Raw genomic sequence first — 14,224 nt, forward strand, 5'->3', positions numbered from 1 at the left:
AGAATTAATCAGCCAGTCGCTGAGCCAGTAACGCAAGACGCTTGCCCAAGGCAGTCGCCAAGGCCAGCTCGGTGGCGTCGACATCGCGCCCGTCACTGCCGGCAACGTGGCTTGCTCCGTAGGGCGTCCCACCTGTGGTTGTTGTGCTAAGCGAGGACTCGCTGTAGGGCAAACCGGCGATCACCATACCGTGGTGCAGTAGTGGCAACATCATCGAGGTTAGCGTCGTCTCCTGACCGCCATGCAGACTGGCGCTGGATGTAAAAACCGCAGCGGGCTTCCCTATCAGAGCCCCACTCATCCACAGCGCCGAGCTACCATCTATAAAGTACTTCAGCGGCGCCGCCATATTACCAAAACGCGTAGGGCTGCCCATTGCCAGGCCTGCGCAATCGCGTAAATCTTCCTGACTGGCGTAGAGGTGCCCCTCATCAGGAATATCCTCTTCGACGGCCTCACAGACGGTGGAAATCGCGGGCACCGTGCGCAGCCGCGCTGCCATACCCGCCTGCTCCACACCACGCGCTATCTGCTCGGCCAAGCGCCGGGTTGCGCCGTGACGGCTGTAGTACAGCACCAAAATGTAGGGGCCATCTGTCATTGAAGATTCCTTAATCGATCAAAGCCAGTGCGTTCTCAGGTGGACGCCCGAGCACCGCCTGGTCGCCTTTTACGACAATCGGCCGTTCAATCAGTTTCGGCGCTTCAACCATCGCCTGAATTAAGGCCTCATCACTGAGACTGTCATCCGCCAAGCCGCGCTCCTTGTATTCTGCCTCGCCCTTGCGCAACAATTGCCGCGGAGCAATACCCAGCTTCGCCAGCAAGTCTCGCAGCGTATCCGCACTCGGGCTGTCTTCTAAATACAGGACGACCTCTGGTGTTACCCCATTGTCTTCAAGCAACTGCTTGGTTTGACGTGACTTGGAACAGCGAGGATTGTGGTACAGGGTGTAAACAGACATGACTCATCCAGCGTAGTAAACGATGAGCGACATTATACACAGCGCATTGCTGGTCACCATTTGGAATAGGAAATGATACAACTGCGATCAATCTTGCTACTGCTTACGTGTTCTTTATTAATCGCCTGCAGCCGCAGCGAAACCAGCGCAGAGGGCTTGCCAGACACCGGCAACTGGGTACTGATTAATTATTGGGCGACATGGTGTGGCCCCTGTCGCGATGAAATTCCCGAACTCAATAAACTTGATGCCGAACACAGCGACATCGACGTTTACGGCGCAAACTACGACCGCCTGCAGGGCCCGGCGCTAGACGAGGCCATTGCCGAGTTGGATATACAATTCGAAAGTATGCTCGCCGACCCCGCGCAATTGCTCGGGCAAGAGCGCCCCAAAGTATTGCCGACCACCTATATCCTCAGTCCCCAAGGTGAGTTGCACAGTGTACTCACGGGGCCGCAAACGGAAGCCAGTTTGCTCAAGGCTTTAGGCCGCCAGTAAACCTCAGTCGTGTGCTAAAGCCCGCTGCCAATGGGCCAGCACTTCCGGGCTGAAGGCCACTAATAAGATCTGCCGGAGGCTGCGCGGCTCAAGCAAGGCCTCCCGTAAACTGGCCACCGCAATAGCGCAAGCCTTGTCGTGAGGGTAGCCATAGACGCCGCAGCTAATGGCCGGAAAGGCCAGAGTGGCAAGCTCCAGTGCCTTGGCCTCTTCAATACAGCGGCGGTAGCAACTCGCCAGTTTATCAGCCTCGCCCTGATCACCGCCGTGCCACACCGGCCCTACCGTATGAAGAATGTATTGAGCTGGCAACGCAAAACCGGGGCTGACCTTGGCATCGCCGGTCTCGCAACCCTGCAAGCCGCGACAGAAGTCCAACAACTCCGGCCCCGCCGCCCGGTGAATGGCGCCGTCGACACCACCCCCGCCAAGCAAGCTGTTATTCGCGGCGTTAACGATGGCATCGACGTTTAGCAGGCAGATATCTGCCTGTATGGCTCGCAGTTCACAGGGCATCGTTACACCTCATCCTCGCGCTGAAGCTGAACCTGCAAACCGGAGTCGGACGCCGACGCGGGCAGCTCCTCTATCGCCTGTGCCCAGCTATCGGCACCCAGTGGCGCGTCGCCATCCCTCACGCTGACGCGCATGGGGCGACAGCAAACCTCGCAGTCTTCAACGTACGGCTCCCCTGCCAGACTCGGGTCGATCAGCAGTTCAATGCGCTCACCGCAGTAGGGGCAGTAATCCTTCCAGCTTTCCAACATGGCTCAGCCATCACGACAAAAACGCCATGCTGCCACGTTACAGGCTGCGGAGGTAGGCCCGCCAGCCGCCAAAATGGCTGATGTCCGTCGCGCCGCGAATCCCCGACTGCTCGCAGATAAAGCCGGGACAGAGCCGTCCGTCGACCAGCCGTACTTTGCCGATACCCAACGGCGCGGGAATCCCGGCCACAAAACTGCCAAGTTCGGCGAGCGGCATCGACCACACTTCCACCTCGATCGCCTGCCCCTGGCCGGACTCGGCCAGCACCATGGCCGGACGCAACGGCGGCCCAACGGGCAAGGCATAGAGTTGGTAACCAGGGGCTGACTGCGTGCAAAGCTGTAAGGTGGCACCACGCTCACGAAGCTGCCAGTTAAGGGGCTGACCGTCCAGGTGGGCGCCGCAAACCACCACGTCCACCCGCTCGGCCGCTGTCGAAGCATTCTCGGAAAGCGGTTCAAAAGCGCGCTTTTCCGCGCCCAGCGGCAAGGCAAAACGCTGTTGCAGACGGTTGCCAATCGACAGCAGCTTACGGTCGCCGAAAGCCTCGGCCACCAGCGTCAGGCCAAAGGGGAAACCGTCGTCGGTAAACGCCGTAGGCAATGCCAGACCGCAGAGGTCAAACAGATTCATATAGTTGGTGTAGTAGCCGGTATTACTGTTCAGGGCGATGGGGTCAGCGTCCAGCTCGGCAATCGAATAAGGTCGTGGCGCGGTGGGTGTGAGCAGTGCATCCACCGAATCCAGCGCGGCCTGCGCCAGTTTGCGCAGGGCTTTTAAACGGTACTGGGCAGAGAAGGTATCCCGCGCTGATGGCGTTGCACCGCCGCTGATAATCGTTCGGGTGACCGGCAACAGCGCCTCGGGCTGCTCCTCAATCAATGGTGAACAGGCCAGATAGCGCTCCGCCACCCAGGGGCTTTCGTAAAGCAGTTTGGCGGCATCGAGAAAGGCTGACATATCCACCTCGATCAGCTCAACCTCGTCATCTTCGGCAATCGCCGCCAGGCTCTGCTGATAGGCCTGCTCGTAGCCCGCGTGACCGAAAAAAGCGAGTTGTTCCGCTGGCATCACGCCCAGACGCAATTTACCGGCGTGTCGTCCGTAATGGCGGGAACTGTTGCCGAAGGGATTGGTGCGGCTGTAGGCATCACTGGCGTCCTCACCCTCAGCCACCGACAGCACGGCATTGGCGTCATCCACATTCAGTGCAAATACCGTCATGCAGTCCAGCGAGCGGCAGGCGGGCACCATCCCCGTGGCGGACAACAGGCCGATACTGGGCTTGAGGCCCACCAGATTATTAAAGCAGGCGGGTACGCGACCCGAACCCGCCGTGTCGGTACCCAGGCTGAAACAGGCCAGCCCCTTGGCCACGGCCACCGCCGAGCCAGAGCTGGAACCGCCGCTGATCATGTCGGGGTCGACACTGTTTTTACAGGCGCCCCAGGGCGAGCGGGTGCCCACCAGGCCGGTGGCAAATTGATCGAGATTGCTCTTGCCCACCGGAATCGCTCCGGCGGCAATCAGCGCTTGCACCACCGTCGCCGATTGCGAGGGGGTATAGCTAAAGGCTTCGCAGGCCGCCGTGGTGGGCACACCCGCCAGGTCGATATTGTCTTTAATGGCAAAGGGCAAACCAAACAGCGGCAGACTGTCGGGATTGTGACTGTCCAGCGCTTGCAAATACGGCTCCAGCTCCGCCGCGCTGAGGCGGTAAATCCAGATATTGTGGTCCTTGAGCGCGTCGCAGCGCGCGGCGATATCGGCCATCAGCTTGCGCGGTGTCAGGCTGCCATCGCGGTAAGCCTGATGCAGACTGCGGCGACTCAGTGTGGGCAATGTCATTGGGCATCCTCCCCGTCCAGAATTAACAGTGGCTGACCGGCACTGACGCGGCCGCCGGCTTTCACCACCACCGTTTTCACGCGGCCCGGCTGGCTGGCCAGCACAGCCACTTCCATCTTCATCGACTCCAGCAGCATCACGCACTGCCCGGCTTCAACGGTATCGCCCTCGTCCACATTCAGCTGCCAAACGCTGCCCGCCACCGAGCTGTCCACCACAATATCGTTGTCACCAATCACCAGCGTATCGTCGCTGACCTCGACCTCCGGTGCCTCGTAGTGGAACTGGCCATCGGCATGCCAGCGCGCCAGTTCGTCATCGAAGGCCTGCTCTCGGCGGCGAGTATGGGCGTCGATTTCCGCCGCGTGCTGCGTGGTAAACGCCTCGTACTCCGCCAGCGAAAACTCGCCCTCCTCGGTGCGCAGCGGGTAGTCGCCCAGCGGGAAATCGCGACGGATTTGCGTGAGTTCATCGTGGCTGACTTCGTAGAAGCGAATCTGATCAAAAAAGCGCAGCAGATAGGGCTCGGTAAACGCAGCCGTGCGACGGTAGCGGTTCCACATTTGCAGGGTGCGACCGACAAACTGGTAACCGCCCGGCCCTTCCATGCCGTACACACAAAGATAAGAGCCGCCGATACCCACCGAGTTTTCTGCGGTCCAGGTACGCGCCGGATTGTATTTGGTGGTCACCAGTCGGTGACGCGGATCGACGGGTGTGGCGACTGGCGCGCCCAGATACACATCGCCCAGCCCCATCACCAGATAGGCGGCGTCGAAGACGATATCCTTGACATCAGCAATGCTGTCGAGACCATTGATGCGGCGGATAAACTCCAGATTACTCGGGCACCAGGGGGCATTGGCGCGCACCGACTGCTGATATTTATCCACTGCCAACTGGCAGGCCTCGTCGTCCCAGCTCAGCGGTAGCCACACCGTGCGCGACGGCACCTGCAGGGAATCCAAGCGCTGCGATAAGCGCCGTTCGCGGCGCGCCAGTTCGTCCAGCAGCTCACTCAGCGGTAATTGCTGCGCGTCATAATGCAGTTGCAGTGAGCGAATGCCCGGCGTGAGTTCACACAGCCCCGGCAATGGCGTTTGCTGCAAGTCCTGCATCAATGCGTGGGCGCGAAAGCGCAGGCGAATATCCAGTTCCAGCGGGCCGTATTCCACCAGCAGGAAGTGATCCCCCGCCAGGCGATATACCACCTCATCGCCCACCTCGTGAGCACTAAGGCGTTGAACAATGGGCGACGGCAGGGCCTCCACAGAGACTGGCGCCGCGTTTTCGGCAGCGGCGGTGTTATCGCCGAGCTCATCACCGGCGAAAAAGGCCTGCTGGTAACGCTCAGCCGCCACCGCCGCGTCAACACTGACCGGCACAAAGCGCAGCGTATCCCCGGCGCGTAACTGACCGAGCTTCCACAGGTCGGCGGTAATCACCGTGGCGGGACAGACAAAGCCGCCCAGCGAGGGGCCGTCCGGGCCGAGGATCACCGGCATATCGCCGGTGAAATCCACCGTGCCAAAGGCGTAGGCGTTGTCATGAATATTGGACGGATGCATGCCCGCTTCGCCGCCACTCTGGCGTGCCCACTGCGGTTTGGGGCCGATCAGGCGCACGCCGGTGCGGCTGGAGTTGTAATGCACTTCCCAGTCGGTGCTGAAGAACTGCTGGATATCAGCGTCGGTAAAAAAGTCTGGCGCGCCGTGGGGGCCATAAATCACCCGTAGCGACCACTGCGAGCCGATGTCCGGCAGGGCGGCCTGATCCGGACTCAGCGGTGGCCCTATGGCTTCGGACTGCGCCAGCGCCAACACATCGCCGGTGCGCAGCGCACGACCGTTATGACCGCCGAACTGGCCGAGGGTAAAGGTGGAGCACGAGCCTAGGTACTCGGGGCAATCAAGGCCACCTGCAACAGCCAGATACGCCCGCGCGCCGCGCTCGATGCGCCCCATCACCAGCATCTGCCCAGCAGCCACCTCCACCGGCGTGTGCATCGCCACGGGCTCGCCATCCAGACTTAGAGGAATAGCCGCCCCCGCCACCACAATGCGGGTGGGCGCACTGAATTGCAGGGTCGGCCCCTGCAGGGTGACTTCCAGTGCGGCCGCATCAGACGTGTTGCCCAGCATCGCATTGGCGAGCCGGAAGGAATAGTTGTCGAAGGGCCCCGAGGGCGGCACGCCCACATCCCAGTAACCGCTGCGACCGGGGAAATCCTGAATGGTGGTCTGAGTACCGCCCTGCAGCACATCGATACGCGCAGGCTGCCAAGTTACCTGCGCAAGATAGCGGGTTGTGACGTCGCCCTTAGACACCACTGCGTCATCCAGCAAGTAACGCAGATAGGCACAGTTGCTTTCAATGCCATAAAGCTGCGTCTGATCCAGCGTCTCCCGCAAACCCTGAATCGCGGCGTCGCGGTCCTCCCCTCGGTAGAGAATCTTCGCCAACATCGGATCGAAGTACGGTGACACTTCAATGCCGCTTTCCAGCCAATGTTCAATACGCAGGCCAGGCAGCGCCTCACCCCGCTGGGGAAATGCCACATGACTAAGCAGCCCCGCGCAGGGCTGAAAATCCCGGTAGGGGTCTTCGGCATACACCCGCAACTGAATCGCATGCCCGCTGGCAGACAGGCCCTGGCGAAGCTCATTCAGTGGTGGCAGTTCCCCCGCCGCCTGCTGCAGCATCCACTGCACCAAGTCCACCGACCAGACCATTTCGGTGACGCCGTGCTCTACTTGTAAGCGGGTGTTCACTTCAAGGAAGTAGCACTCCTCAGTGTCGGCATCAAAGATGTACTCCACCGTGGCGGCGTTGCGGTAGTTCACACTGGACAGCAGCGCTTCGGCCAACTGATACAAGCGCTGGCGCACCGGCTCGGGCAAATTAGGCGCCGGGCACTCTTCAATGACTTTCTGGTTGCGGCGCTGGGCGCTACAATCGCGCTCGCCAATCGCCAGCACTCCGCCCTGACCGTCGCCAAAGGCCTGCACTTCAATATGCCGGGCGCGGGCAATGTACTTCTCCAGAAACACACCGTCGTCGGCAAAGTTGTTCTTACCCAGCTGCTTGACCTTGTTAAAGGCCTCGCGCAGCACCGCCTCGGAATCACAGACCTGCATGCCGATACCGCCGCCCCCGGCGGTACTTTTGAGCATTACCGGGTAGCCAATATTCGCGGCCTCGGCGCAGGCGGTATCCACATCCGCCAGCAGACCCGAGCCCGGCGGTAGGGGCACGCCCGCCGCGGCGGCTATCTCCCGTGCGCGATGTTTCAGCCCAAAGCTTTGCATCTGCTCCGGAGTGGGGCCAATAAAGACAATACCCGCCGCCTCACAGGCAGTGACGAAGGCCGCATTTTCGCTGAGAAAACCGTAGCCGGGATGGATGGCCTCGGCGCCACAGGCGCGGGCAATTTCCAAGACTTTGTCGCTGTTGAGATAGGTGTCGGCTGCGCCGCCCTCGCCCAGGCTGTAGGCTTCGTCGGCGTGACGCACATGCAGACTGCGGGCATCGACGTCGGCGTAAACCGCCACGGAAGTGATGCCCATTTCGCGCAAGGTACGAATAATTCGGGTGGCAATTGCACCGCGGTTGGCAATCAATACTTTCTTGAACATGCTGGTCCGTTGCGGGCCGTCCCGCTTGTGTCTACGACAGTGGCCGTCCACTGAAGTCGTTGGATCGCTTGTTAATCAGGCCGCCCAGATCAGGCACTCGACCGGGGTCGGGTTGTAGGCATTGCAGGGGTTGTTGAGCTGCGGGCAATTGGAAATGAGCACAATGGTGTCGACCAGCGCTTTCAGTTCTACATATTTCCCCGCGCCGGAAATACCGTCGGCAAAGCTCAGCTCACCGTCTGCCGTGACAGGCACATTCATAAAAAAGTTGATGTTATGACCGATATCCCGCTTGCTCAGCCCGTACTCTGGGTGCTCGGCAATAGCGAGCATCCAACTGTCGCGACAGGCGTGCATACAGCGTTTTTCCAGGTCGTAACGCACGGTATTGCTCTCGCTGGCGCAGGCGCCGCCCAGAGTGTCGTGACGGCCGCAGGTATCGGCCACCATTTCCAGCATCGGGCGGTTCAGGGTACTGCGCAGCACCGAACCGGCGCTCAGGTAGACATTGCCCTGTTCGCGAATGGTGTCGGTGGCGCTGTAGCGCTCAGCGGGGTCGTCGGCGCAGAAGAACAGCGTATCCGCCGCCTGATTCCCCTCTAAATCGAGGATGCGCAGCACTTCGCCGGCGCCCAGTTTCGCAATGTAGTAATCCCCCGCGTCGATCTGCTCGCGGCGCAGCGCGGTAGCAGCGAGGCGTTCACTGTGTTTAATCATGTTTCTCTCCTCAGGCGCCCAGGTAATACAGTGCGTTGTTGGCAAAGCCACGGCGGTTTTCGTCGCAGTGATTTAGACAGATATCGTCCTCGGTCATCGGCTCGGCCACGCTCAATTCCACACCAATGCGGCGGCGCGGGTAGTCGGCAGCAGTGTTCAGCGGGTGGGGACAAGCGTGAATCAGCACCAGGCAATCCATCTCGATGCGCAGAGTCAAGGTGCTGCCCGGCGCACTGTGCCCGGTGGCCAAGTGAAGATTGCCCTCGTCGTCGGTTTCCACCTTGCTGAAGGCATTGATGTTGGCGGCCATGTCCGCGGCGCCAAGACCGTATTTCGCCAGCTCAACCAGAAAGGCGTCGTGACCGTTCTGGTGCCAGTCGTTGCGATCGTGTTGGTAATCGCGACGGCCCCAGCGCGCATCAATATGGCTGGCGTGACTATTGCCACACACGGTGTCGTGCCATCCCAGATCATCGTCAACGATCGAGGCAAAAATGCGTCCCATATCCGAGTACAGACAGTTGCCACGAGTCAGTTTGAAGGTGTGCTGACACTTGAGGGTGTCTGGCGCGTTGTAGCGCTCGAGCAGGTTGCGCGGGTTATAAAACAGCAGCCCGGCATTGCCGTTGCCGTCGATATCCTGCAGCCGCAACAAGGTGCCGCGACGCAGCTCCAGCGACCAATGGCCGCCCGGCGCGATGGTGGTTTCATAATGATTCATCAGACTAACTCCTGGCCTGAGCTGCTCAGGCCACTGTCAATTTCTTGCAGTAATTCAGGCTCGCACTGCCCAACGGGTAGGTCGTAGGTAATACCTGCACCGAAACGATTGGGCGCTTGCGGGTCGAGGCGTAACTTGTCGAACACCCACAGACGGGTGCCCAGATGAAAACCCTCGGCCAGATCGTGGGTCACCATGAACACGGTGAGCTTGTGCTGGCGCCATAGCGACAGCACAAGCGCGTGCATGTCGGCGCGAATGCCGGGGTCGAGCGCTCCGAAAGGCTCATCCAGCAATAAGATCCGAGGTTTTAGAATCAACGCCTGAGCAATCGCCAGTCGCTGGCGCATACCGCCGGAGAGTTCATCCGGGTAACGTGCCGCCATATGTGACAGCCCCACCGTTTCCAGCATCGCCATCGCTTCCTCGCGGGCAGCGCGTTTACGCTTGCCCCAGAGAAAGCCCAGGCGGGTCTTCTCAAACGCACGGGCGATGATGACGTTTTCCAACACGGTCATGTGAGGAAACACCGAGTACTGCTGAAAGACCACTCCGCGCTCGGCATCGGGCTCATCGGCAATGGTTTTGCCGTCCAGCAGAATCTCACCCTGATTGGGCACATCAGTGCCCAACAACATGCGCAGGAAAGTGCTCTTGCCACAGCCCGAGGCCCCTACCAAAGTGATAAATTCCCCTTCAGCAACCGTGGCAGAAATATTTTCCAGAATGACGTTGTCGCCGTAGCGCTTCCATACATTGCGAATCTCGATCATGAGCGACTCTCCTGCCAGGGAAAGGCCCACAAACTCAGCTTGCGCAGCACAAAGTCGATAACAAATGCCAGCAAAGCGATCCAGGCAACATAGGGCAGGATCACGTCCATCGACAGGTAGCGGCGAACAAGAAACACCCGATACCCGAGGCCATCGGTAGAGGCGATGGCTTCTGCGGCGATAAGGAACAACCACGCGCTCCCCAACGACAGTCGCAAGGAATCGATCAGCCGAGGCATCAATTGGGGGATCAGCACCCGCAAGACTATTTGCCCACTATTGGCACCCAGTGTCTGCGCTTTTACCAGCTGTTCCCGGGGAATTTCCAGACAGCGCTTTTGGATATCGCGCGCGACGAAGGGCGTTACGCCAATGGCAATAAGCGCAACCTTAGACACCTCCCCCAAACCAAAGACAATAAACAGTATCGGCAAAATCGCCATTGGCGGTATTAGTGATGCCACCGTCAGCAATGGCGCAACACCCGAATAGGCAACAGGAAAGGCGCCGGTACTCAGACCTAGCAACATCCCCAAGCCAGCGGCAATTGCCATACCCAAACCCAGGCGCTGCAAACTGCTGAGAGTGTCCTGCCAAAACAGGTACTCCCCCGTGCGCTTACTCGGCTCAAATGCTAAGCGCTGCATCGCCTCACCCATCTGAGAGAAGCTGGGTAAAAGCTTGTCGTGGGGGTTTTCCGCCAAACGTGCATCAGAGGCCGTGACGTAAAGCACCAACAGGATTACGAAGGGCAGTAATGACAAGGCAATGCCCCATACCCGCGTCGGCTGCTGATTAATCAATCGTTTCATAGAAGCATCCCAGCTGAGAAAAATGGTTAGGGTGGCAGGCGCCACCCTCGGGCACGGTTTACAATTTGCCGTCAGCCGCCATTTGCATAAAGCTGGGGTTAAAACGCAGTTTGACGTTTGCCGGATTGCCATAGACACCGACAGGCGTTTCGATACCGATGAAACCGGCGTCGGGAGCGCCGTCACCCAGCAAACCGTGGTTAAACGAGAATTCAGCCACACTCTGCATGGTTGACTTCAGGTCACTGCTGCGGGTGAAAGCGACCGCGTCGCTGGGCGTGTAAAACATTTTCGTACTGGCCAGCTGCGCATCGTAGCCGGCGGTGTCCGTCCCCGACGCAATTGCCATCGCCGTGCGGGCAGCGAGACCCGCCTTTCCTGGGGCGCTCATGGTCGCCATGATTTCATACCAAGCGCCAACTAACGCCTTACCGAGAGCAGGGTTTTTCTTTAATACCTCGGTGTTCACCACGAGCAGGTCGATAATTTCGCCGGGTATTTGAGAAGAGTCGAACACCTTGTTTGCGCCGGGCATGGTGAGAATTTCACTGAGTAATGGGTTCCAAGTCACCACAGAACTTACCCCCGCTGTTGGGTAGATAGCGACCATATCGGCGTCGGAGGTATTCACAACGGTAACGTCAGATTCGCTCATGCCGACGCTATCCAGTGCGCGCGCCAGCAAATAGTGGGAAACACTCAACTCAACTAAATTCACTTGCTGTCCCTTCACAGCCTGAAGTGAGTCGGTATTTTTCAGTACCAGCCCGTCATTGCCATTAGAAAAATCGCCGACAATTAACGCAGTACTGTCCACACCGCCTGCAGCGGGAATTGTCAGCGCATCCATGTTCGTCATGGTGCATGCGTCAAACTCGCCGGTGGTGTATTGGTTTATTGACTCGATGTAGTCGTTGATCTGAACGACATCAATCTCAATGCCGTATTTCTTCGCCCATTTATCGACGATTTTTTGCTCTTCACCATAGCCCCACGGCATCCAGCCAACATAAATTGACCAGCATACTTTGAAGCTGTCTGAAGCGAGACTAAAAGAGGAACATGAGAGAGTAAGTAGTAATGCGGCTATTCGTTTCATTGCCTGCCTCCGGCATCGTTACGCGGTAAATAGAGCACTCCTGGCAACTGGCTGCCGATCGTCTCCCGGGCTTTTTTCCCGCCGTGTAACCTATCCCGTGGCGAATCCAATCGATGGGGGAAAAGGTCGAAAGCTCTCGGACCAGACGTTGTGCAAGGTGCACAACCGGAACCCTAGCTCTCCATTACCAAATTGTGATGCTTTGACAGCATGTCCTGCGATACCAAGAGTGCGGACACCGTGTTCTATACAGAATCCATGCCAACACTACTTCCACCGCCAATTCACGGTACTCGCCGACCGGGGCGACCGAACCTGCCGCCATTACCGCCCTCCAATGGGGCGCAAAATGTTCTAACGCACAAATATGTCGCACTCAGCCAGCCTGGTGGTTGTCACAAATTCGTCAACTCTTCGACATGTTTTCTTTGTTAAACCGTCATAGTCCGTCCCTAGACTGGGCTCCCGTTATAACTAGACCAATCCACCTCTTTCTAGGGAACTGTTATGAACAAGAAGTTATTGAGCGCTTCCATTGCCGCTATTCTGGCTGCAACACTGTCAGCCTGCGGCGGCGATGACGGACGCAATGGTAGCGATGGCCAAGACGGCGCGGTAGGCCCACAAGGTCCTGCGGGCGTAGATGGAAGCAATGGTGCAAATGGCGCTGATGGCCAGGATGGCGCAGACGGTCAAGATGGTGCTGATGGCATCTCTACGGTGACACCTAAAGGCCTCAAACGGTTTGCTACCGCTCCGCTCGGCGCTGAGTTTACCGGAATATTCGTTAACGAAGACGGCAAGCTGTTCTCCAATATTCAGCACCCAAGCAGCTCTAACACAACCACGGATTCAGCTGGCAAGGTCTTTAACGTAGGTACCGTTGGCTACTTTAACGCCGACGTTAACAACATGGGCGATATTGCCGCTCTGGATTTCCCGATCACCACGGCACAAAAAGAAACCGTACAAAGCGCCGCTGGAAGTTACATTGTGTTGGCGCAACAGGGTGACAACCTGGCCGATGGCAACAAAATGGGTGACATCCTCAGCGCCAACGGCAGTTTAATCAAAAGCTCTAATGACCCCGACTTTAACGGCGCCGTCTCCGATGGTGGCACCGGCTACTACCTGTATACCAACTGGGAGGACCGCCCAGGCAGCATGAGCCGTATTCGCTTAACGGATACTTATAGCCCGACCCAGGAAGGCATGCTGGACTTCTCCAGTGTCGACGGCACCTGGGTTAACTGCTTTGGCACGGTAAGCCCCTGGGGAACGCCACTGTCGGCAGAAGAGCTGTACTTTGACAATACCGCCGACTGGTTCAATGCCAATGCCAATTATTTCTCCAATGCCGAAGCGATTGCTGAATACAAAGGTTACCCGCTGGATCGCAGCGGGAACTGGGGCAACCCTTACGACTACGGCTACATTGTCGAGATCGGCACTAACAACACCGCAGCAACAGCCAATGTTGCCGATGTTGAAGTGAACAAACTTGAGCTGATGGGCCGCTTCTCACACGAAAACCCCGTGGTTATGCCAGACCGCCGCACCGTCTTCCTCAGCGACGATGGCACCGGCACAGTGCTGTTTAAGTTTGTGGCCGATGCCGCTAACGATATGAGCGCGGGCAAGCTCTACGCCGCAAAAGTCACCCAATCCAATGGCATCATTGACCCAGCCGAAGCTGCCTTTGCCGTGGAATGGATTGAGATCGGTGCTGGCAATGAGGCCGATATCGAAAACGCCATTGCGAGCTTCGACGGCACGTTTGCCGACGCCAAGCACATTAGCGATGCGCAAATTCAGGCCTTCGCAGAATTCAAGTCAGGGCAAGACCTCGACAACAGCGGTAGCGTTGCCGCCAACCCCTTTGCCGATGAGCGCGTCGCCTTCCTTGAAAGCCGCAAACTCGCTGCAGCAATGGGCGCAACGGCTGAGTTCCGCAAAATGGAAGGCATCAACATCAACTTCGGCTTGGCCGACACATGGTGGAATAACGGCGCTGCAGATGGTGCCCAAGCCTACATGTATCTGGCCATGTCTTCGTTCGACGCCACTATGGCTGACGGCACCGGAGACATTCAGCTAGACGGCACTCACGGCAAGTGTGGTGTGGTCTACCGCATGAAGCTCGTTGAAAAGGATGGCCTCGTAGACATCAACACCCTCACCCCAGCGCTTGTCGGCGGCCCCTACTACGGCGATCGTGCAGCAAACCGCTGTAACACAAATAACATCTCCAACCCCGACAATCTGGTGATCTTGGACGATGGACGAGTGTTGATTGGCGAAGACACTGGCAACCACGAGAACAATGTGATCTGGCTGTTTGAAGATCCTGCTCTGTAGTACGACGCGCGGCCGATGGGCCAAGCA

The 14,224-nt window shown here is 58.4% G+C and carries 13 protein-coding genes and 1 riboswitch; of the genes, 2 read left to right on the plus strand and 11 right to left on the minus strand.

Going from position 1 to position 14,224, the window contains the following annotated elements; all coding sequences use genetic code 11:
* Positions 1 to 4 precede the first annotated feature (4 nt).
* Together wrbA and arsC are read right to left on the minus strand one after the other, a co-directional pair.
* Complete coding sequence (gene wrbA / locus H573_RS0103195; protein WP_027873006.1) at positions 5 to 601, minus strand: NAD(P)H:quinone oxidoreductase; 597 nt, start codon at positions 599 to 601, stop codon at positions 5 to 7.
* Positions 602 to 611: 10 nt separating this feature from the next.
* A complete protein-coding gene (gene arsC, locus H573_RS0103200; protein ID WP_027873007.1) occupies positions 612 to 965 on the minus strand; it encodes an arsenate reductase (glutaredoxin) in 354 nt (117 codons plus the stop codon).
* Between the two features lie 72 nt (positions 966 to 1,037).
* On the opposite strand from arsC, the gene H573_RS0103205 reads away from it, so the two are divergent.
* Positions 1,038 to 1,466 (plus strand): TlpA family protein disulfide reductase, encoded by a 429-nt coding sequence (locus H573_RS0103205; RefSeq protein ID WP_027873008.1) that lies wholly within the window; start codon positions 1,038 to 1,040, stop codon positions 1,464 to 1,466.
* Positions 1,467 to 1,469: 3 nt separating this feature from the next.
* Here the strand turns inward: H573_RS0103205 and H573_RS0103210 are convergent, their stop codons facing one another.
* From H573_RS0103210 to H573_RS0103250, 9 genes are all read right to left on the minus strand, one after another.
* Positions 1,470 to 1,982 (minus strand): O-acetyl-ADP-ribose deacetylase, encoded by a 513-nt coding sequence (locus tag H573_RS0103210; protein ID WP_027873009.1) that lies wholly within the window; start codon positions 1,980 to 1,982, stop codon positions 1,470 to 1,472.
* Positions 1,983 to 1,984: 2 nt separating this feature from the next.
* The gene (locus tag H573_RS19865; protein WP_051170930.1) at positions 1,985 to 2,233 is read right to left on the minus strand and encodes a CPXCG motif-containing cysteine-rich protein; all 249 of its coding nucleotides are present in this window, start codon (positions 2,231 to 2,233) and stop codon (positions 1,985 to 1,987) included.
* Between the two features lie 37 nt (positions 2,234 to 2,270).
* Positions 2,271 to 4,082, minus strand: coding sequence for an allophanate hydrolase (gene atzF / locus H573_RS0103220; protein WP_051170932.1), 1,812 nt, complete (start codon positions 4,080 to 4,082; stop codon positions 2,271 to 2,273).
* Positions 4,079 to 7,717, minus strand: coding sequence for an urea carboxylase (gene uca, locus H573_RS0103225; protein WP_027873011.1), 3,639 nt, complete (start codon positions 7,715 to 7,717; stop codon positions 4,079 to 4,081). The genes atzF and uca overlap by 4 nt, the downstream gene beginning before the upstream one ends.
* A gap of 75 nt (positions 7,718 to 7,792) precedes the next feature.
* Complete coding sequence (locus H573_RS0103230; RefSeq protein ID WP_027873012.1) at positions 7,793 to 8,434, minus strand: urea amidolyase associated protein UAAP2; 642 nt, start codon at positions 8,432 to 8,434, stop codon at positions 7,793 to 7,795.
* Positions 8,435 to 8,444: 10 nt separating this feature from the next.
* Positions 8,445 to 9,155 carry an urea amidolyase associated protein UAAP1 gene (locus tag H573_RS0103235; RefSeq protein ID WP_027873013.1) on the minus strand — a complete coding sequence of 237 codons (711 nt, stop codon included), beginning with the start codon at positions 9,153 to 9,155 and terminating at the stop codon, positions 8,445 to 8,447.
* Entirely contained in the window at positions 9,155 to 9,928 is a 774-nt protein-coding gene (locus H573_RS0103240; protein ID WP_027873014.1) for an ABC transporter ATP-binding protein, read from the minus strand. Before H573_RS0103240 ends, H573_RS0103235 begins: the two co-directional genes overlap by 1 nt.
* The gene (locus H573_RS0103245) at positions 9,925 to 10,740 is read right to left on the minus strand and encodes an ABC transporter permease (RefSeq protein WP_027873015.1); all 816 of its coding nucleotides are present in this window, start codon (positions 10,738 to 10,740) and stop codon (positions 9,925 to 9,927) included. Before H573_RS0103245 ends, H573_RS0103240 begins: the two co-directional genes overlap by 4 nt.
* Before the next feature lie 58 nt (positions 10,741 to 10,798).
* Entirely contained in the window at positions 10,799 to 11,839 is a 1,041-nt protein-coding gene (locus H573_RS0103250) for a putative urea ABC transporter substrate-binding protein (RefSeq protein WP_027873016.1), read from the minus strand.
* A 60-nt stretch (positions 11,840 to 11,899) separates the two neighbouring features.
* Positions 11,900 to 12,027: riboswitch (guanidine-I (ykkC/yxkD leader) on the minus strand.
* A gap of 319 nt (positions 12,028 to 12,346) precedes the next feature.
* Between H573_RS0103250 and H573_RS0103255 the strand changes: the two genes are divergently transcribed.
* Entirely contained in the window at positions 12,347 to 14,197 is a 1,851-nt protein-coding gene (locus tag H573_RS0103255) for an alkaline phosphatase PhoX (RefSeq protein ID WP_027873017.1), read from the plus strand.
* The last annotated feature ends 27 nt before the right edge of the window (positions 14,198 to 14,224 follow it).

This window comes from Neomelitea salexigens DSM 19753 (genome assembly GCF_000422345.1).
Lineage (GTDB): Bacteria > Pseudomonadota > Gammaproteobacteria > Pseudomonadales > Spongiibacteraceae > Spongiibacter > Spongiibacter marinus_A.

Bases quoted from the DNA above. Each gene is read 5' to 3' on its own strand.
- H573_RS0103230 (WP_027873012.1), bottom strand. From the start codon at position 8,434: ATGATTAAACACAGTGAACGCCTCGCTGCTACCGCGCTGCGCCGCGAG.
- uca (WP_027873011.1), bottom strand. From the start codon at position 7,717: ATGTTCAAGAAAGTATTGATTGCCAACCGCGGTGCAATTGCCACCCGA.
- H573_RS0103235 (WP_027873013.1), bottom strand. From the start codon at position 9,155: ATGAATCATTATGAAACCACCATCGCGCCGGGCGGCCATTGGTCGCTG.
- H573_RS0103245 (WP_027873015.1), bottom strand. From the start codon at position 10,740: ATGAAACGATTGATTAATCAGCAGCCGACGCGGGTATGGGGCATTGCC.
- H573_RS0103255 (WP_027873017.1), top strand. From the start codon at position 12,347: ATGAACAAGAAGTTATTGAGCGCTTCCATTGCCGCTATTCTGGCTGCA.
- H573_RS0103205 (WP_027873008.1), top strand. From the start codon at position 1,038: ATGATACAACTGCGATCAATCTTGCTACTGCTTACGTGTTCTTTATTA.
- H573_RS19865 (WP_051170930.1), bottom strand. From the start codon at position 2,233: ATGTTGGAAAGCTGGAAGGATTACTGCCCCTACTGCGGTGAGCGCATT.
- atzF (WP_051170932.1), bottom strand. From the start codon at position 4,082: ATGACATTGCCCACACTGAGTCGCCGCAGTCTGCATCAGGCTTACCGC.
- H573_RS0103240 (WP_027873014.1), bottom strand. From the start codon at position 9,928: ATGATCGAGATTCGCAATGTATGGAAGCGCTACGGCGACAACGTCATT.
- wrbA (WP_027873006.1), bottom strand. From the start codon at position 601: ATGACAGATGGCCCCTACATTTTGGTGCTGTACTACAGCCGTCACGGC.
- arsC (WP_027873007.1), bottom strand. From the start codon at position 965: ATGTCTGTTTACACCCTGTACCACAATCCTCGCTGTTCCAAGTCACGT.
- H573_RS0103210 (WP_027873009.1), bottom strand. From the start codon at position 1,982: ATGCCCTGTGAACTGCGAGCCATACAGGCAGATATCTGCCTGCTAAAC.
- H573_RS0103250 (WP_027873016.1), bottom strand. From the start codon at position 11,839: ATGAAACGAATAGCCGCATTACTACTTACTCTCTCATGTTCCTCTTTT.